16 protein-coding genes are annotated in these 18,992 nt (G+C 29.7%); 8 read left to right on the forward strand and 8 right to left on the reverse strand.

Annotated elements, in window-relative coordinates:
* Nucleotides 1–17: 17 nt before the first annotated feature.
* From hemB to GFU93_RS05325, 3 genes are all read right to left on the reverse strand, one after another.
* Nucleotides 18–995: a porphobilinogen synthase gene (gene hemB / locus GFU93_RS05315; RefSeq protein ID WP_160542862.1), complete on the reverse strand. Its 978-nt coding sequence runs from the start codon at nucleotides 993–995 to the stop codon at nucleotides 18–20.
* 106 nt (nucleotides 996–1,101) lie between these two features.
* A complete protein-coding gene (gldC, locus tag GFU93_RS05320; protein WP_160542863.1) occupies nucleotides 1,102–1,428 on the reverse strand; it encodes a gliding motility protein GldC in 327 nt (108 codons plus the stop codon).
* Between the two features lie 42 nt (nucleotides 1,429–1,470).
* The gene (locus tag GFU93_RS05325) at nucleotides 1,471–2,487 is read right to left on the reverse strand and encodes a gliding motility protein GldB (protein ID WP_160567826.1); all 1,017 of its coding nucleotides are present in this window, start codon (nucleotides 2,485–2,487) and stop codon (nucleotides 1,471–1,473) included.
* 54 nt (nucleotides 2,488–2,541) lie between these two features.
* Between GFU93_RS05325 and nadE the strand changes: the two genes are divergently transcribed.
* Both nadE and GFU93_RS05335 read left to right on the forward strand, forming a co-directional pair.
* Nucleotides 2,542–3,330 carry an NAD(+) synthase gene (nadE, locus tag GFU93_RS05330; protein ID WP_160567828.1) on the forward strand — a complete coding sequence of 263 codons (789 nt, stop codon included), beginning with the start codon at nucleotides 2,542–2,544 and terminating at the stop codon, nucleotides 3,328–3,330.
* 193 nt (nucleotides 3,331–3,523) lie between these two features.
* Nucleotides 3,524–4,267 carry a YebC/PmpR family DNA-binding transcriptional regulator gene (locus GFU93_RS05335; protein WP_105296552.1) on the forward strand — a complete coding sequence of 248 codons (744 nt, stop codon included), beginning with the start codon at nucleotides 3,524–3,526 and terminating at the stop codon, nucleotides 4,265–4,267.
* Between the two features lie 158 nt (nucleotides 4,268–4,425).
* Here GFU93_RS05335 and GFU93_RS05340 read toward each other — a convergent pair whose 3' ends face one another.
* Nucleotides 4,426–4,725 carry a DUF3817 domain-containing protein gene (locus GFU93_RS05340; protein WP_160567830.1) on the reverse strand — a complete coding sequence of 100 codons (300 nt, stop codon included), beginning with the start codon at nucleotides 4,723–4,725 and terminating at the stop codon, nucleotides 4,426–4,428.
* Nucleotides 4,726–5,007: 282 nt separating this feature from the next.
* Between GFU93_RS05340 and GFU93_RS05345 the strand changes: the two genes are divergently transcribed.
* Together GFU93_RS05345 and GFU93_RS05350 are read left to right on the forward strand one after the other, a co-directional pair.
* Nucleotides 5,008–7,473: a glycoside hydrolase family 3 protein gene (locus tag GFU93_RS05345; protein ID WP_255448650.1), complete on the forward strand. Its 2,466-nt coding sequence runs from the start codon at nucleotides 5,008–5,010 to the stop codon at nucleotides 7,471–7,473.
* A gap of 150 nt (nucleotides 7,474–7,623) precedes the next feature.
* The gene (locus GFU93_RS05350) at nucleotides 7,624–8,283 is read left to right on the forward strand and encodes a YggS family pyridoxal phosphate-dependent enzyme (RefSeq protein WP_160567834.1); all 660 of its coding nucleotides are present in this window, start codon (nucleotides 7,624–7,626) and stop codon (nucleotides 8,281–8,283) included.
* Here the strand turns inward: GFU93_RS05350 and GFU93_RS05355 are convergent.
* Entirely contained in the window at nucleotides 8,271–9,203 is a 933-nt protein-coding gene (locus tag GFU93_RS05355; protein WP_160567836.1) for a bifunctional UDP-sugar hydrolase/5'-nucleotidase, read from the reverse strand. The two genes, GFU93_RS05350 and GFU93_RS05355, sit on opposite strands and share 13 nt — an antisense overlap.
* Nucleotides 9,204–9,214: 11 nt before the next feature.
* Nucleotides 9,215–9,787 carry a 5'-nucleotidase C-terminal domain-containing protein gene (locus GFU93_RS05360; RefSeq protein ID WP_160567838.1) on the reverse strand — a complete coding sequence of 191 codons (573 nt, stop codon included), beginning with the start codon at nucleotides 9,785–9,787 and terminating at the stop codon, nucleotides 9,215–9,217.
* 622 nt (nucleotides 9,788–10,409) lie between these two features.
* Here GFU93_RS05360 and GFU93_RS05365 point away from each other — a divergent pair.
* The 3 genes from GFU93_RS05365 to GFU93_RS05375 are packed head-to-tail and all read left to right on the forward strand — an operon-like array spanning nucleotide 10,410 to nucleotide 13,794.
* Entirely contained in the window at nucleotides 10,410–11,462 is a 1,053-nt protein-coding gene (locus tag GFU93_RS05365; protein ID WP_160567840.1) for an NAD-dependent epimerase, read from the forward strand.
* Nucleotides 11,463–11,478: 16 nt separating this feature from the next.
* Entirely contained in the window at nucleotides 11,479–12,786 is a 1,308-nt protein-coding gene (locus GFU93_RS05370) for a nucleotide sugar dehydrogenase (RefSeq protein ID WP_160567842.1), read from the forward strand.
* 9 nt (nucleotides 12,787–12,795) lie between these two features.
* Nucleotides 12,796–13,794, forward strand: a complete 999-nt coding sequence (locus GFU93_RS05375) for a glycosyltransferase family 2 protein (protein ID WP_105296545.1) — start codon at nucleotides 12,796–12,798, stop codon at nucleotides 13,792–13,794.
* A gap of 6 nt (nucleotides 13,795–13,800) precedes the next feature.
* Here the strand turns inward: GFU93_RS05375 and GFU93_RS05380 are convergent, their stop codons facing one another.
* Nucleotides 13,801–14,847 carry a glycosyltransferase gene (locus GFU93_RS05380; RefSeq protein ID WP_160567844.1) on the reverse strand — a complete coding sequence of 349 codons (1,047 nt, stop codon included), beginning with the start codon at nucleotides 14,845–14,847 and terminating at the stop codon, nucleotides 13,801–13,803.
* Nucleotides 14,848–15,554: 707 nt separating this feature from the next.
* Here GFU93_RS05380 and GFU93_RS05385 point away from each other — a divergent pair.
* Complete coding sequence (locus GFU93_RS05385; protein WP_160567846.1) at nucleotides 15,555–17,960, forward strand: leucine-rich repeat protein; 2,406 nt, start codon at nucleotides 15,555–15,557, stop codon at nucleotides 17,958–17,960.
* 68 nt (nucleotides 17,961–18,028) lie between these two features.
* Here GFU93_RS05385 and GFU93_RS05390 read toward each other — a convergent pair whose 3' ends face one another.
* Complete coding sequence (locus GFU93_RS05390) at nucleotides 18,029–18,961, reverse strand: glycosyltransferase family 2 protein (RefSeq protein ID WP_160567848.1); 933 nt, start codon at nucleotides 18,959–18,961, stop codon at nucleotides 18,029–18,031.
* Nucleotides 18,962–18,992: the final 31 nt, after the last annotated feature.

Raw genomic sequence — 18,992 nt, forward strand, 5'->3', positions numbered from 1 at the left:
TATTTATTACTTACAATTTATCGATTCAATAGTTTAGCTGCTTCTTTAGCAAAATAGGTAGAAATAAGACCGGCACCTGCTCTTTTTATACATGTTAAGCTTTCAATAATAATTTTATCATTATCTAACCAACCATTTTTTGCAGCCGCTTTAATCATGGCATATTCACCACTAACCTGAAATACCGAAATAGGCACATCTACTATTTCATTTAATTTAGAGACTATATCTAAATAAGGAAGGCCCGGCTTTACCATAACAATATCTGCGCCTTCTTCAATATCTTTCAATGCTTCATTGATAGCTTCTTTACTGTTACCGTAATCCATTTGGTAGGTTTTTTTATCTCCAAAACCGGGAGCACTGTCCAAAGCATCTCTAAAAGGACCGTAATACGAACTGGCATATTTCGCTGCATAACTCATAATACCTACTTCATCAAATCCATTTTCTTCTAATGCTTCTCTAATTGCTGCAACTCTTCCATCCATCATATCGCTTGGCGCAATAAAATCAGCTCCTGCTTCTGCGTGGCTTAGGCTCATTTTTACCAATGCATCCACGGTTGCATCATTTACAATTTTACCATTTTCAACAATTCCGTCATGTCCGTAAATTGAATAAGGATCAAGAGCGACGTCCGGCATAATTACCATTTCGGGTACAGCATCTTTAATAGCTTTGATTGATTTTTGCATTAAGCCGTTTTTATTCCATGCTTCTTTGCCTGTATTATCTTTTAAATTTTCATTGATTTTTACATAAATATTCACTGCTTTAACTCCTAAAGACCATAATTCTTTAACCTCTTTAATTGTTAAATCCAATGATTGTCGATATATTCCCGGCATAGAAGAAATTTCTTCTTTTATATTTTCTCCTTCTGCAATAAATATCGGCATGATAAAATCATCGGTAGTTAAAATCGTTTCTCTTACTAAATCTCTTACGGCTTGAGTTGATCTTAATCTTCTATTTCTATTATATAGTATCATTTTTTGTTATTTCGTGTTAATAGTTGACCTTAAAAAGGTATAATTTAAATGAATTTGGTAAAAACCCATAAGATAAATAAAATCTTATTCAGTTTAAAAAATTATATTACATTTTTATACCACTTCTATCTGCAAAATATTCTGCAAATTTTCTTATTTCTTCTGCTATTTCTTCCTCATCTGTGGCTCTCTGATAAGAATCTCCTAAAGAATGCAATACTTGATGAAAAAACCGCTTCATATCATCAACAGGCATTTCTTTGGTCCATAAATCAATCCTTAAAGCTTCTTTAACTTTATCATCCCAAACGGATAATAAAATAGCTTTACTTTCTGCTCCAATTACTCCTCCGTCCGGGGCTGCCCATACAATTTTTTCAGGTATATGGTTTTCATCTAATTGTACATTAAAATTTATTTCAGTTTCTTTCATTAGCTCCTATTAAAATATTACGTTGTTTTGTATCTTTAAATATTAGTGTGTATCTACCTCAGGATGGGGCTTATATTTGGACTTGGCAAATATTTGCTCGTGGTTAGGATTTTTAATAAAGTCTTGTAGGCTTATTTGAGAATTTTCAAGTAAGTACTTTCTACAAATTTGCCATCCGGTCCAACAACCTATTCTCCCCGGACTTTGAGAGTCTACCTCCGTATAAAATTTAGAAAAAGGCGCTAACGATAAAAATCGATCAGATAAAGAAATATCATCACTAAACACATAATTACTTTCAATAAAGAAATTCCATATTTCATATTCGTTAGTTTTCGCCCAATTTATCTGGTCTTGGGTATATCCTATTTTATAACAATCTTTTACTTCAGGCAAAAAGGCATCTTCCAAAACTAATATTTTGCCTTGATAAATCATTTGTGAAACAAAAGATTGGCTGTTCGTCTCTCGCGGGACTATTGCCATTCCTTTAATTATTTCTTTTGCCGTTTTTGATGAAAAATATTCCATGCTCATTGTTCTCTGGATATATTTATCTATATTCATCATATTATAGTATTTATTATCAAAACCTAAAAAGCAATCTGTAGCAATAAGTAAATAATTATTTTGTGGAATATATGTAATCGGATTCAAATAATCTGAGGTAAATGATGAATATAAATATACTGCGGGAGATTTAAATTCCGGATAATAATACTTGATATGCTTAAATAGGTTCTCTAATTCAGCTTTAATTCTATCGTTAGAAACTTTTTTCTTTATTTCAGAATAAATATTGAGTTCTGTACTATCCCTTCGATCTTTTTCAAATCGGGAATCCGGGGTATTTTGACTCAAATAAAAAGGATATTTTTTTCTAAAATCCGGTATTGAAATATCTAAATTGTAAAAATCTTTTGCTATATCATGAATTTCAACAGGTTCTTGTATCTCGCTAACCTCTACTTTCCACCTCTTATTCAAATCATCTTTACTGCTTTTATGAGTGCAGCTTATTACTAATAACAATACTGTAAGATATTTAATAATCTTCATTATCTTTACACTTGATTTTTAAATATATAATATTACGCGCAAAGATACAATATTATGAAAACAACCAGAGTAATTTCCTATATTGTTAATTGGTTAAACGATTATCTCAAAAATAGTGGGGCAAAAGGATTTGTTGTAGGAGTATCCGGAGGAATAGATTCCGCTGTAGTTTCTACATTAGCTGCTCAAACCGGTAAACCCGTTTTAGTTTTAGAAATGCCTATTCATCAACCGGAAGACCAAGTTACTCGAGCCAGAGAACATATAAAATATCTTACTGAACACTATACAAATGTTACCGGAAAAACTATAAATTTAACTAACACTTTTGAGGCTTTAAAATCTGATTTAGAAGCGGATGAATCTCATGAAAGAAACAATTTATCTTTAGCTAATACTCGGTCTCGTCTTCGTATGACTGCCTTATATTATTATGCAGGACTCAACAATTTCTTGGTTTGTGGAACAGGTAATAAAATAGAGGATTTTGGTATCGGCTTTTTTACTAAATATGGAGATGGAGGAGTTGATATCAGCCCTATTGCCGACCTTTTAAAAAGCCAGGTATTTGAAATAGCCAAAGAATTACATGTTTCTGAGTCTATACAGAAGGCGAAACCTACCGATGGTCTTTGGACCGATGACCGATCTGATGAAGACCAAATTGGAGCTTCCTATCCGGAACTGGAATGGGCAATGAATGTTCATGAAAATCATAAGGCTTCTGATTTTACAGGAAGAGAACGTGAAGTTTTCGAAATTTATGATCGATTAAACCGACTTGCTCAACATAAAATTAATCCTATTCCGGTTTGTAAAATTCCTAAAGAATTACTTGATTAAACTTTGTTAAGGATACTGTTTAACTACACGGTTATTATAATATATTAATTGTTCTTAGTTTATCTTTGTATTAGTTGTAAAAAAAGAACAAACCATCAAATAGTTAAACATGTAAAAAAGATTTAAAAATTAATAATTTATTTTTCTATAACTCATTCAATTATTATTTTTGTTTTAGAAATTAAACTTGATTATGGGACGCGCATTTGAATATAGAAAAGCTTCAAAATTAGCCAGATGGGACAAAATGGCAAAACAGTTCAGCCGTATTGGTAAAGAAATTGCAATTGCTGTAAAAGCCGGTGGCCCTAACCCTGAATCTAACCCTGCACTTCGTCGTTGTTTACTTAATGCGAAAGGTGTAAATATGCCTAAAGACAATGTAGAAAGAGCGATTAAAAAGGCTTCAGGGGCAGATGCAGAACAATACGATGAAATAACCTATGAAGGATATGGACCGGGAGGAATTGCCATTTTTTTAGAATGTACTACTAATAATCCTACCCGAACTGTAGCCAATGTTCGTGCTATATTTAACAAATTTGAAGGAAATCTGGGCAAAAATGGAGAACTTACATTTATTTTTGATCGAAAGGGGATTTTTACTTTAGATAAGTCAAATCTTACTATGGATTGGGACAGTTTTGAATTGGAAATGATTGACGCAGGAGCCGAAGAAATTGAAGAAGATGAAAATGAAGTGATTATAACCTCTTCTTTTGAAGATTTTGGTTCTATAAACCATAAATTTGAAGAATTGGGTATAGAGCCTAAGAGTGCAGAATTACAAAGGTTACCTAACAATACAAAAGCTCTTCCGTTAGAACAGGCACAAACTATTTTGAAAATGCTTGAAAAATTTGAAGACGATGATGATGTTCAACAAGTATTTCATAATATGGAAATTACTGAAGAATTGCAAAACGCTGTAAATTAGAATTTTTTACATATATAAAAAATAGAAAGTTTCTTATGCTTATAAGAAGCTTTTTATTTTTTTATATCTATCGTATTCCTGTTAAATCATTGATAATAATTTAAACAACTTTAAATTATTAGTTGATTTCTACAACCGGAAATCTAAAATTGGTTAATTTATGTTCGATTGATCTTAGCTAATTTTTTTTCGACCCATAGTGTTGCGAACGGGAAAAAGGCTGACATTAATACAAATACAAAATCTTCATCATCCCATTTATAATGCTTTCTAACTAAAATCGCCAATATAATATATGCGGTAAAAAATAAACCGTGTATCATACCCGTCGGAATCATAAATAAGGTATAATGAACAAAATATTTTAAGGGCATGGCTACTAAAAAAAGTAAGAAACAACTTATGCATTCTGCATAACAAGCTAAATTAAAATATTTTTCTACCTTTTTTTTATTCATTTGCTTACCTTTACTTGTACAAAAATAATCATTTATCAAGATAATTTTCGCATTTACATAAATGGTTCGTATTATCTTTTTATTTAGATACCACTGTATGTGAATACATCTTTAGATCAATTTCATCTTTTTTTATTATATAAAATCAGAATATATATCTTATTGTATATCAATTATTGAATATTATATAGCAATAGCAAGACACTTAACACCTAATTTATATCATGTCTATGTTAATATATAATAAATAATTTGTACCTTATGAGAAAAAAAAATAATATGATGAAAAAAAGATTTGTATTATATGCATTAGCCGGTTTTTGCGCATTTAACCTCAGTAAGGCGCAAACCTATCCTCAAATCGTTGTTAATAATCAAAGATTTTCTGATTGGAACAAAGATGGAAAACTACAACCTTATGAAGATACTCGACTGTCGGATTATGAAAGAATTAATGATTTAATTTCTCGTTTATCTGTTGATGATAAAATACATTTACTCTTGGGTACGGGAATGGTTGGATTTGAAATGTTGAAAGGGTTTGAAGCTATAGACCCTAAAGGAGTCACAATACCAAGCTATCTTATTCCCGGATCAGCAGGTTCAACTACACCCATTGACAAATGGGGCGTTCCTGCAGTAATATTTACCGATGGTCCTGCAGGTGTCCGCATTTCTTATAAAAGAAAAGGAGAAACAAGAACTTATTATGCCACAGGTTTTCCTGTAGGGGCCCTTATTTCGACCACTTGGGATACAGAATTAGCTAAAGAAGTAGGAAATGCTATTGGAGATGAAGCCTTAAAATATGGCTCGGATATTCAATTGGCTCCGGCGTTAAACATCATTCGCAACCCTTTGTGTGGGCGTAATTTCGAGTATTTCTCAGAAGATCCTTTAATAGCAGGTAAATTCGCTTCAGCGATCACCCAAGGAATTCAAAAAAACGGTGTGGGTGTTTCTTTAAAACATTTTGCCGCAAACAATAGTGAAAATAATCGAATGGACTTAGATGTTCATCTATCTCAAAGAGCGTTACGAGAAATTTACCTACGCGGATTTGAAATTGCTGTTAAAGAATCTAATCCGGCAACCATTATGTCTTCTTACAATAAAATTAACGGGACTTACACTTCGGCAAGTTATGACTTATTAACTACCATTTTACGTCACGAATGGGGCTTCAAAGGAGCGGTAATTACAGACTGGTTTGGCGGATATGCCGATGTATCAGCTATAAGTGATACCAGCCATGATGGAATAAGTAAAGATTCTTATGAGGAAGATATATTTGCAAAGCAATTACATGCAGGAAATGATTTATTAATGCCGGGTACGCAAGTACAATTTGAAACCCTTAAAAAATACATTGAAACTAAACGTCTTTCTATAGAAGATGTAAATAATTGCTTGAGAAATGTATTGGAAATGATCTATAAATCTCCACGGGTAGCCGGTTATGTACCAACTAATAATCCGGATTTGAAATCCCATGCACTTTTAAGCAGAAAAGCAGCTTCAGAAGGTATGGTTTTATTAAAAAATGAGCAAGGGGCTTTACCTTTAAATAAAGGAAGTAAAATAGCCTTATTTGGAAGTGGTTCATATAATATTATAGCAGGAGGAACAGGAAGTGGAAATGTAAATAAAGCATATGTAATTTCTTTACCTAAAGGATTGGAAGATAACGGTTATGTGATTGATAAAAATTTAAATCAAACCTATTCTCAATTTGTTAAGGAGGAATTAGCTAAAACTGAGGAATTAAAGAAAAAATTACTCGCTATCTTACCAACTTTAACTCAGCCGACCATTAAGGAAAAAGCGATCCAAAACAGTGCTAAGGAAAATGATATTGCGATCATTACTATTGGAAGAGAAGCGGGTGAATCCGGAGACAGAAAAATTCCTGATGATTTTGATCTTTCCGAAAAAGAACAAAATTTAATTTCTGAAGTATCAAAAGCATTTCATCAACAAAATAAAAAAGTGGTTGTGATAATAAATTCAGGAAGCGCTATTGAAACTTCCAGCTGGAAAGATAAAGTAGACGCTATTGTTTGGGCAAGTCTTCCGGGTCAAGAGGGCGGCTATGCTATAACTGATGTACTTTCAGGAGCTGTGAATCCATCCGGAAAATTAACTCAAACCCTACCTGTTAAATATACAGATGTTTCTTCTTCTTCTAATTTTGACGGAGTTCCGGCAGAAAAACCAACTGACGTGTCTTATAAGGAAGGCATATATGTGGGATACAGATATTTTAACACATTTAATGTTATTCCATCTTATGAATTTGGGTATGGTCTATCTTATACAAAGTTTGACTATTCTGAACCTGTATTGAGTTCCGCTGAATTTAATCAAAAACTTTTAATCTCTCTTAAAGTTAAAAATACCGGAAGTGTTGCGGGTAAAGAAGTTGTTCAATTGTATCTCTCAACTCCTAATGGGAATATAGATAAACCAACAAAAGAATTAAAGGGATTTGCTAAAACCAGAGTATTGAAACCGGGAGAAACTCAAGTGGTATTTTTTGAACTTCAGCCCAAAGACTTAGCTTCTTTTAATCCTCTGGCTTCTGCATGGATTGCTGATGCAGGAATCTATAAAATTGAGTTTAACTCATCTCTTACTAACACTAAGCAAGTATCTAATTTTTCATTACCAAATAAGTTAATTGTTGAAAAAGTAAACAATGTGTTAAATAATGACCTTAATTTTCAAGATTTAAAATCTAATAGATAAATCAAAATCCATTATTTTTAAAGTCATATTAATTTAAAAGAGCGGAAAATAAAATATTTTCCGCTCTTTTTTATATACTATATTTCTCCCATTATTTTATCAAAAAATTTATTATTACTTTTAACCTTTGTAAAAATATATTTTCAACCCATGTCTATAAAAGATTTATTACAAACAACTTTAGAAACCCTACCCTCTAATGTTCAATTAATAGCCGTTTCAAAAACTCATCCTGCAAAGGAAATTGAAGAAATGTATCAATGTGGACAAATCGATTTCGGTGAGAATAAAGTTCAAGAATTGGTTGAAAAATATAATCAATTGCCTAAAAATATTCGCTGGCATCAAATTGGGCATTTACAAAAGAATAAAGTAAAATATATTGCTCCTTTTGTTCATCTGATACATTCTGTGGATCGTTTGGAATTGCTTGATACTATTGAAAAAGAGGCGGTAAAAAACAATCGCCCGATTTCTGTTTTATTACAAATAAAAATAGCTCAAGAGGAATCTAAATATGGATTAACTTTCGAGTCGGCTCTTGAAATACTTAAGCTTAAAAAGGATGAAATGTTTCCACATGTTACTATTCTTGGTCTTATGGGTATGGCTTCATTTACTGATAACACAGCTCAAATTGAAAAAGAATTTTCTTCTCTTCACGATTTTTATATAACTCATCAAAATGAATATAGTCTATCGATTTTATCCATGGGCATGTCAGATGATTATCTAATTGCCATAAAGTGCGGAAGTAATATGGTTAGAATTGGATCTAAATTATTTGGAAAACGAAATTATACGGTGTAATTTTTTACGGGAATTGTTTGATAAGCTATTTCTTTTAACGTATTGTCTTGGGTAAAGAGAAAATCAATTCTGCCTAATAATAAACCGGCCCATCCCACTTGATTGAGCAATACTACTTTGCCTTCTTTGTTTAGATATTTTTCCGGTTCTTTAAAAAAGGTATGAGTATGGCCTCCAAGTATTAAGTCTATATTCGACGTTTGCTGACACAATTTTACATCGCAAATTTTATCGGGAAAATTAGGATATTTATATCCTATGTGGGAAAGGCAAATTACTAGATCGCACTTTTTTTCTTTTTTTAACATTCTTGCTCGATCTTGTGCAATTTCTATAGGATCCAGATATTTAGTTTCTAAATAATTCTTTTTTTCTACCAATCCGGCTAATTCAACGCCTAACCCAAATAATCCTATTTTAATGCCTCCCTTTTTTATGATTTTATAATCTTTGGTTAATCCTTCCAACAGCGTATTGCTAAAATCATAGTTGGAACAAAGAAAGTCAAATTTAGCATGTGGCAGTTGTTTTTTAAATCCCTCCAATCCATTATCAAATTCATGATTTCCCATAGTTGAAGCTTCATATCCCATGGTTGACATTAATTTAAACTCCAGTTCACCTCCGAAAAAATTGAAATAAGGAGTTCCTTGAAAAACATCACCCGAATCTAATAATAATACCTGTGATTCTTGTTTTCGTATAGCATCTATTAAAGTTGCTCTTCTGGCAAAACCTCCTTGATTGGGATTTTTGGTATAAGTCGCCGGAAAAGGGTCTATTCTACTGTGTTGATCATTAGTATGTACTATGGTTATTTTTTTGTCTGAATGTAATATTTGGGAAGCAAATGATAGGGAGGGAAAACTTAAAGCTCCTCCAACTAAAGCAGCTGTTTTGATAAAATCTCTTCTTTTCATTTGAATTTTTTTTAATCTTCAAAGACTAATCTTTGATCTTTAATGTCCGGCAATACTTTGTAATTTTTTACCTGTTCTAATAGAATATCTCGTAATTTTAAATGAGTGATTTCTTGGGCATCCGATTTCATGAAAAAATTCATTCTATCTCCGCCATTCATTAGATAATCTATGGTAACAACCCAATATTTTTTTGTTGGATCAAAATTTTTACCTTCAATTTGTGCAGAAATCAATTTATCTTTCTTATATACTAATTTTATTCCTGCCAACGGATGTCCTTTTTTTTCAATTCTTAAATAATCAAACATTTCTTTCATTTGAGATCCATCCAATTGTAAAAGGACCATCTCATTTTCAAAGGGCGATACTTCAAATATATTTTCAACAGTAACTATTCCTTTAGGAATTATAGTTCTGATTCCGCCGCTGTTTAACAAACAAAAATCGGGTTCAGGTTTAGTGTTTGTTTTAGCATACTTTTTAGCATATTCCAATACTAAGTCTGCTAATAGATTTCCTTCGTTGCTGGAGTATCCTGCTTTGGTGAAGTCTACATTGGCATAACTAATGGGTTGATTCATTATTGAATCTAATTGTTTTTTATATGGATAAATGAAATTTATAATTTGTGAATCCGATTTAATTGAATCAGTAATCTTTTTATTAAGATGTATTTGGTGTACTTCTTTTACCTTATTTGTTTTACAATGTATCAGTATTAGTAATATAAAACTTAATAAGAATATGTGTCTTATTGCTTTCATAACCTTTTCATCGAACTAATTGAAAGTTAGATAAATTTTATTTAACCTGCAATGAATTCAGTAAAATTTTATTTCTGATTCCACTTCCAAACTTTCTTTTTTTTTGCATCTTTTCAATCAAATTTTCCACGTTAAAAAAAGGATCTTAAATTTAATCTTTTGCATTTATTTCGTCAACTGCATACGCATTACTATAAACTTATCATCAGTGACAACTAATCTTAAGCATAAACTACTATATACCAAGTATGTATGACCCTTTATTTTAAGAATTCCATGAGTTTGAAAATTTTTTTAGTACTGAATTACTTAAGAGCATGATCTGTTGTAAGGTATATCTTAGTCATTTTTTATATACTATCCACTTAAAGTTAATGAGTCACTCAAACTATCAAAATAAAAATTTTTAAATTTGTATTTTGTTATAAAAAAAATCTGAATGAAAATCCTTGTTACAGGAATTGCCGGATTTATCGGTTATCACTTAGTAATGTCTTTAATAAATAGAGATGATGAGATAATTGGTCTCGATAGTATCAATGATTATTATGACGTCTCTATTAAATATGGAAGATTAAAAAATTGTGGATTTGATAAATCCGATATTGAATATAATAAACTGATTAAGAGTTCCAAATATTCCAATCTTTCATTCATCAAACTAGGTCTTGAAGATAAAAATAATTTAGAAAATTTATTTAAAGAAGAAAAATTCGATAAAGTAATTAATCTTGCTGCTCAAGCCGGGGTTAGATATTCTTTAGTCAATCCTCAAGCCTATATTGATTCAAATATAACCGGATTCCTTACCATATTAGAATGTTGCAGGAATTTTTCTATCAAGCATTTAACTTATGCCAGTAGTTCCAGCGTATATGGCCTAAATGAAAAACAGCCTTTTTCAACTAAAGATAATGTTGATCATCCGGTAAGTTTATATGCCTCCAGTAAAAAATGCAATGAACTGATGGCACATACCTATAGCCATTTATTTAAAATCCCAACCACCGGATTGCGTTTTTTTACCGTTTACGGTCCGTGGGGTAGACCCGATATGGCCTTATTCATCTTTACTAAATCCATTTTAGAAAATAAACCTATTGATGTCTATAATTATGGAAAAATGCAACGTGATTTTACCTATATTTCAGATATTGTTCAAGGAATTATAAAGGTTAATGACAATCCGCCAATAGGCAACTCAAACTGGGACCCTGTTAATCCGGACCCTTCGTCTTCATCTGCTCCTTATAAAATTTATAATATAGGAAATAGTAAACCTGTGGAACTTATGTCCTTTGTTAAAACTATAGAAGAAGAATTGGGTAAAAAAGCAATAATCAATTTATTGCCTATTCAGCCCGGAGATGTTCCTGCTACCTATGCTGATGTTACTGATTTAATTGAAAATTTTAATTATAAACCTCAAGTATCCGTAAAGGAAGGAATTAAAAATTTCATTGAATGGTATAGAAATTTTTATTCAATTTAAATTAAAAATCGACACAATGCTTTTTTCCCCTCAAAATATTAAAATAAGTATAATAGGTCTCGGATATGTCGGACTTCCTTTAGCTTTGGAATTTGCAAAAAAATATAAGGTAACAGGATTTGACATTTCAACCGAAAGAATAAAACAATTAATTGAATCTAAAGATATTACTCGAGAGGTATCTTCAGAACAAATTTCAAATGTTATAGTTAAATCCGCAAAAGATTTAGAAAACCAAAACGGATTTTATCCTACTTCGGATTTGGATGACATAAAAAATTCAACGATTTACATCGTGACCGTACCTACTCCTGTAGATTCATCCAACAGACCTGATTTAACCCCTTTACATTCTGCTAGTACCACCGTAGGGAAAGTAATTAAAAAAGGAGATGTTGTTATTTACGAATCTACGACTTATCCGGGATGCACGGAAGAAGAATGTGTACCTATTATTGAAAAAATTTCAGGGCTAACATACAATCGTGATTTTTTTGCAGGATATTCTCCTGAAAGAATCAATCCCGGTGATAAGATTAATACTCTCACAAATATTAAAAAAGTAACCTCCGGTTCTACTCCTCAGGTTGCAAAATTCGTAAATAATTTATATTCTTCCATTATAACCGCAGGAACCTATCAGACAAGCTGTATTAAAGTTGCCGAATCAGCAAAAGTAATTGAAAATTCTCAACGGGATATTAATATTGCTTTTGTTAATGAATTAGCAAAAATTTTTAATTTATTAGGTGTTGATACGACGGAAGTGTTAGAGGCTGCCGGAACTAAATGGAATTTTTTACCGTTTAAACCCGGCCTGGTAGGTGGGCATTGCATTGGCGTTGACCCCTATTATTTGGCCCAAAAAGCCATGGAATTAGGATATCATTCCGAGATTATTCTCGCAGGAAGAAGATTAAATGATTCGATGCCTTATTATATCGCTTCCGAAGTAATTAAGTTAATGATTAAAAAGGATATTATTATAAACAATTCAGATATCTTAATTTTAGGTATTACATTTAAAGAAAATTGTCCGGATGTTAGAAATACTAAAGTGGTTAATATAGTTAAATGTTTGGATGAATATGATTTGAATATAACTATTTGCGATCCTTTAGCAAACCCTAAAGAGGTTAAGCATGAGTATGGCTTAGATATATTTCATGAAATTCCGAATTCCATGAAATTCGACACAATAATTCTTGCCGTACCACACCAAGAATTTAAAGAAATGAATATTAAGAAGTATTGTAAAGATAATGCTGTAATTTACGATTGCAAATCTTTTTTAGACAAAAAAATTGTTGATGCTCGATTATAATTAATTTTTATGTCATATCCATTAGTTACTGTCTCTATTCCCGTTTACAATTGTGAAAAATATATTGGTCGCAGCATTAATTCTGTATTGAATCAAACCTATCCTAATATAGAAATACTATTGGTGGATGATAAAGGAAAAGATAATAGTTTAAATGTTATTAAAAAGATTCAATCTCAACACCCTGAAAAAATAAGAATTATAGAACACAAAACCAATCAGGGGCTTTCCATAGTTAGAAACACAGGTATAGATCATGCAAGGGGTAAATATTTATTTTTTTTGGATGGTGATGATGAAATTGTTCCCGAGTGTATTGAGGAATTAGTAACGTTGATTACTAAAACGAAGTCTACTGTTGCAGTAGGTGAAATATCCGCAATTAATACATTCAAAAAAACTCAATATAAAATATTTCCTTTTAATCACTCCCTTACTTCCCTTAAAGGAAACGATAGTATCTTTGAATATTTTTGTAATGGATCTTGGTCAGTAAGTGCTTGTAATAAACTTATTGAAGTTGACTTTTTTAGAAAACATAAAATTTATTTTGTAAAAGATTTATTCTCTCAGGACGAGTTATGGTCTTTTCATACAGCATTGAAGCTAGACAGTATTTGTTTTTTACATAAATCAACCTATTTTTATTATCTTCACAATGAATCTATTATTTTTAATAAAACTAAAAGAAATTTTGAAAATCATCAAACTATAGTTGAATATTTTACAAGAGCTTTTAAAGAAGCTAATCCAATAAGGAAAAAATATATGCTTAAGCATATTATCTCATTTAAAGAAATTACTCTTACCATGCAATGGAAATGTATGAAAAAGGATATTGCTTATTGGAAACAGAATTATAAAAGATTAAAAAAAGCACCTTCATTATCTTTTCTAGATTACTTTTCTTCTTTTTATTCATTAGATCAAAAAAAGAAAAATCTTTTTCAAAACTTACCGGTCAATATTGGATATAAATTATTTAAATGGAGATTTGAACGAAAATAATTTTTTTTAATGTTTTAGAAATAAAAGACATTTTATAATATATTTAAATTGATAGATTAGATCCAATTTAGCACAATACGGATAAACTGATATATATTGGTATAAAATATTCCAGGATAATCTCTTTTGAGCAAGAAAATATCCTAGTACACTTTTTTTATATGTGATATCTAAAAATTTTGAACTAAATGGACATTCTATACTTTCATTATATTCAATTAATTTTTTTGCCCAATCTATAAATAGCTTCAGATCATCATAATTTCTTATCACTTGATGCATTAATAAAGCGTCTACAAATTTTTTATCATACAATTCTGAATTTTCATCTATTAATTTGCTTAAGACTTGATAATGTAAGTTTTTAGAAATTTCCCATTGCTTTTCATTTTTTAAAATCTTATCATCTGATTTTTTAAATGATGCTTGGTTTCCTGTAATTCTATATACATAGAGGGCTTCAGGAATTGTTAAAAATTTGCCTCCTTTTTCAATCATCCTGATAAATAATTCATAATCTTCTGAAAATCTTAAATTTTCATTATAAAATAAATTATTTTCTTTTAAAAAAGTTGCCCTGAACATAACAGCTGCATGAGCAATGGGACAGCCTAGCAATTGTTGATCTTTTATATCTGAGTGATTAATTTTAAATTTTATTACATTGTTTTTTAATCCAATGCATTTCAAAAAAGTAGAACAAAGAGCTAAATCTTGATTTCTTTCCAGTACCCGAACCTGCTTTTCTATTTTATCTTGAATGTAGTAATCATCTCCATCTAACAAAGCTATATATTTTCCTTTTGCTTGTTTAATTCCAATATTTCGAGAATTTGATGGACCTAAATTTTGTGACTTTTCATATAATCTAATTTTTTGATTTTTAGAATATTTACTCTTCACCATTTGTACTGTATTGTCTGTAGAACAATCATCAATAACAAGTATTTCCAAATTTGAATAGGTTTGATTTAATATACTATCTATTGCTTGCTCAATATATCTTTCAACATTGTAAGTGGGAATTATTATTGATACTAAAGGTTGGCACATGAGTAATTAAAATTAATTTATTTCGATGAATATTGAAACAAATATTCTAAATTCTTTGTTATAATTATTTAAAGGATTATAAAAAATTATTAGTATTTAATCATACAAAATTAGAAAAATTCAAATTTATGTTTTTATTGTCTTAGTATAGACAATAGTTTTAGTAACTATCTCTTCTCTAAAATCATTTATTTCAAAATATGAATTGCATTTATTGCATTTTTAATTTTTTTAAATTAAGTTTTATCTTCTATAGCTAATAAATAAAAACTCTAAATTTAAATACAACTAATTAATATTAGCTTCTTATGCTTAATTTTATTTTATATTTATTAATTAATGTTTTCATTGCTAATATTTTTATCCAAACTTTTAGATTATTGATTACAAGTATTTTAATTATTATAAGTGTATGCCTATAAACAGTTTGTTTACGTTTTAAATATAAATTTATATTTATTTTTGCGATTAAAGTATAAATATTTTTATTAATTTTGTTTCATATACTAATGTAATTATTATATGTGCACATTAATAATTTACTGATTTATTTAACTAAAACTAACACAAATGAAATATTATGCTAATACATATCAATATCTTTTTACACCCATTAACAATTTAATAATGGGTATCCTCTTATGATTATAATATTATCATAATCAAATAAAAAAGTATTCAAATACATTTTAATAAAATTAATTATTATGAAAAAATTTATTTTTTTTATGCTTTCTATTTTCTTAATAGGAGCAGTTTGCCATGCACAAGTTTATAAAGAGTTAGATGTTAAATCACCCGGAACCTTATCCCAATTAGTTACTTCTGATAAAAGTAAAATAACTCACCTTAAGTTAACAGGTTCAATAAGTAATGAAGATATTAAAACGATACGGGAAATGTCCGCTCTTAATAATTTGGATTTAACTAAAGTAAAATTATCAGACAACAATCTACCAAAAGGGGCTTTTTCTAATTTCAAAGGCCATATATCATTACCTGCAACTCTTAAAGTAATACCTTCCAACACTTTCATTTCATATTCAGGAAGTATTACTTTACCTTCTGCATTAGAAACTATTGAACATAAGGCTTTCTTAGCTGCTAAAATCGATAAACTAGATTTTTCTAATATTCCTAATTTACATACGATTGATTATTCTGCATTTGAAGGGCTAACTTTAACAACAACCAATAATACTTTAGATTTTTCTAAAAATTTAAAATTAAATTCTTTTTTGCCATATGGTAGTTCTGTTGCAGGTCCTTTTACTGGATTTGTAGGAAACGTAATTTTACCGACTAACCTTAAAAAAATATCAAATCTAATGTTTGCTCAATTTACCGGTAGCATTACTTTACCTGCAGCTCTAGAAACTATTGAGCACAAAGCTTTTATATACTCTAAAATTGATAAACTTGATTTTTCTAATTCACCTAATTTAAATACTATTAATTACTCTGCATTCGAAAGACTTACTTTAACTAAAACCAACAATACTTTAGATTTTTCTAAAAATTTAAAATTAAATTCTTTTCTGCCTTATGGTAACGCTGTCGCTGGTCCATTTACAGGGTTTGTTGGAAACGTAATTTTACCAACTAATCTTAAAGAAATTTCAAATCTTATGTTTTCTCAATTTACGGGTAGCGTTATTTTACCTTATGCCTTAGAAACTATTGAGCACAAGGCTTTTATGTACTCTAAAATTGATAAACTTGATTTTTCTAATTCTCCTAATTTAAGTACAATTAAAGACCGAGCTTTTGAAGCTTTAGAAATTACTTCCAATAATAATACTTTAGATTTCTCCAAAAATTTAAAATTAACTTCTTTTATTCCTAATCCCGGTACAAATTCCGGAGCTTTTACTCCTTTTAATGGAAACGTTATTTTACCCCCTAACCTTAAAGAAATTCCTAATCTTATGTTTTCTCAATTTACCGGTAGTGTTACGTTACCTGCAGCTTTGGAAACTATTGAGAACAGAGCTTTTTTATTTGCTAAAGTCGATAAACTGGATTTTTTCAGTACCCCTAATTTAAATACAATTAAAGATAATGCTTTTGAAGGCCTACAAATTACAACAGATAAAACATTAAACTTTGTTAAAAATCTTAAATTAAAGTCTTTTCCTTCTCATCATAATTCTGCTTCAGGAGCTTTCTCAAATTATTCCGGGCATGTCATATTACCAATAAATTTGACTAGAATTTATAGTTATATGTTTTCTAAGTTTAACGGAAGTGTATGCCTTCCTGTAGCTTTAAGAGTTATTGATAATAGAACTTTCTATTATGCTAATATAGATAGACTTGATTTTTGTAAATCAATTATATTAACAGAAATAAAGGAGAGAGCATTCGAAAAATTAAATCTAACTGAAAATAAAACTTTAGATTTTTCTAAAAATTGTCAATTAAATACATTTTCATCTAATCCAGGAACAAACTCTGGAAGTTTTACCCTTTTTACAGGAAACGTGATATTACCTCAGCACCTAAAACAAATCTCCACTCTAACGTTTTCACAATTTACGGGTAGTGTAACTCTACCTCCAGCTTTGGAAACTATTGAAGATAAAGCATTTATTTATGCCAAAATGAAAGAAATTGTGATCCCTTCAACTGTTAATTATATTGGTAATTCAGCTTTTATGGGAAATACTACTTTTGAAAAAATAATTAGCAATAACCCAACTCCGCCAAGATTAGGAAAAGAAGTATTTAAATCTGTTAACACAACTAGTACAAGATTAATTGCAAATACATGTGCTTACGCAGAAGCTGATCAGTGGAAAGATTTTATTAAGAATGCTGATTTGGTTGCTTGTGGTAAAAAAGCAAACTTTGCTTTTAATAATTATTTAACTACAGAACCTCAGATTAATGTATATCCCAATCCAAACAATGGCTTATTTAGTATTAATTTAGGAAATATATCTGAAGGGTCTATTGAAATTTCAAATATAAACGGAGGTATTATTTATTCTAAAAAATTCAATGGAATAAACGAAATTTATGTGGACATACAAACTCAGCCTTCAGGTATTTATATTGTTAACGTTATTTCAAATCAAACAGTAATAACTAAAAAAATTATAAAAAATTAATTATTAGGACAAAAAATCGGGTTAATAACCCGATTTTTTTAGCTTTATACTATAGAAATGTAAAATCATTACAAAAAACTCATTCCTTCTTTTTCTGAAACTTTTTTATTTATTAAAATATCTTTCTCATTTATTTTTAATAAAACTTTAAACTTATCAAATATTAGTCTGATTGATTTCTTATCAAAGAAAAGAAATGCTCTAAATAGATCTGCTAAAAGTAATCTGTATTCAACAAACTTTCTATTTCCTTTTAACATTGGATTTGAAATATTTAATAAAACTTTTCTTTTATATTTTGTTAGTAATGCATCAAAATATACATGAGGAGATCTTTCTTCCCTATCATGATAAACTTTAACTGAAGGCACTACACCCACTTTCATTGAAAAATAACGTACTCTGTGAACGTAATTATCATCTTCCGCATAGTGATAAAAAGTTGGACTAAAACCTCCAATTTTTTCTATAGTTTTTTTGGGAAGCAGCCAACAGGCTGCCGGTACAAAATCGAAATTATAAATTAATTCATTATTTATTCTAGGTGTGCTTAATGCTGAATAAAGATATCTGCTTTTTAAAGGATTTATACAATTAAAGAACCCTTTATCAATCAAATTTCCTTCTCCATTCATATGCATTGGACTTAAAATTCCATAATCCGGATATTTTATACAATTATTAATCAAAATTTCAATTGTGCTTTCTTCAACCCATGCATCTTGATTTAATAAGAAATAGTAATCAGCTCCCTGTTCACATGCTCTTTTAATTCCCATATTATTAGCTTTCCCAAAACCTTCATTTGAATAATTTTCAATAAGTTCAACAGATGGATAATTTTTCTTAATGAATTCAACACTTCCATCTGTCGATACATTGTCAATGGCTATAATATTTATTTTTAAAGTGGATTTTAGTAATGAATCAAAACATTTTTGAATCCATTTTTTTTGCATTCCATTAAAAATAACAACTATAGCAAAAATATTTTTATTCATTTTAATTTTATTATGCATGAAAAATTTTTAA

This window comes from Apibacter sp. B3546 (assembly GCF_009827885.1).
In the GTDB taxonomy this organism is placed as follows: Bacteria; Bacteroidota; Bacteroidia; order Flavobacteriales; family Weeksellaceae; genus Apibacter.

Coding starts and splice junctions, on each gene's coding strand:
- gldC (WP_160542863.1), bottom strand. CDS start 1,428: ATGAAAGAAACTGAAATAAATTTTAATGTACAATTAGATGAAAACCAT.
- GFU93_RS05325 (WP_160567826.1), bottom strand. CDS start 2,487: ATGAAGATTATTAAATATCTTACAGTATTGTTATTAGTAATAAGCTGC.
- nadE (WP_160567828.1), top strand. CDS start 2,542: ATGAAAACAACCAGAGTAATTTCCTATATTGTTAATTGGTTAAACGAT.
- hemB (WP_160542862.1), bottom strand. CDS start 995: ATGATACTATATAATAGAAATAGAAGATTAAGATCAACTCAAGCCGTA.
- GFU93_RS05385 (WP_160567846.1), top strand. CDS start 15,555: ATGAAAAAATTTATTTTTTTTATGCTTTCTATTTTCTTAATAGGAGCA.
- GFU93_RS05380 (WP_160567844.1), bottom strand. CDS start 14,847: ATGTGCCAACCTTTAGTATCAATAATAATTCCCACTTACAATGTTGAA.
- GFU93_RS05345 (WP_255448650.1), top strand. CDS start 5,008: ATGAAAAAAAGATTTGTATTATATGCATTAGCCGGTTTTTGCGCATTT.
- GFU93_RS05340 (WP_160567830.1), bottom strand. CDS start 4,725: ATGAATAAAAAAAAGGTAGAAAAATATTTTAATTTAGCTTGTTATGCA.
- GFU93_RS05360 (WP_160567838.1), bottom strand. CDS start 9,787: ATGAATCAACCCATTAGTTATGCCAATGTAGACTTCACCAAAGCAGGA.
- GFU93_RS05370 (WP_160567842.1), top strand. CDS start 11,479: ATGCTTTTTTCCCCTCAAAATATTAAAATAAGTATAATAGGTCTCGGA.
- GFU93_RS05350 (WP_160567834.1), top strand. CDS start 7,624: ATGTCTATAAAAGATTTATTACAAACAACTTTAGAAACCCTACCCTCT.
- GFU93_RS05335 (WP_105296552.1), top strand. CDS start 3,524: ATGGGACGCGCATTTGAATATAGAAAAGCTTCAAAATTAGCCAGATGG.
- GFU93_RS05375 (WP_105296545.1), top strand. CDS start 12,796: ATGTCATATCCATTAGTTACTGTCTCTATTCCCGTTTACAATTGTGAA.
- GFU93_RS05355 (WP_160567836.1), bottom strand. CDS start 9,203: ATGAAAAGAAGAGATTTTATCAAAACAGCTGCTTTAGTTGGAGGAGCT.
- GFU93_RS05365 (WP_160567840.1), top strand. CDS start 10,410: ATGAAAATCCTTGTTACAGGAATTGCCGGATTTATCGGTTATCACTTA.
- GFU93_RS05390 (WP_160567848.1), bottom strand. CDS start 18,961: ATGAATAAAAATATTTTTGCTATAGTTGTTATTTTTAATGGAATGCAA.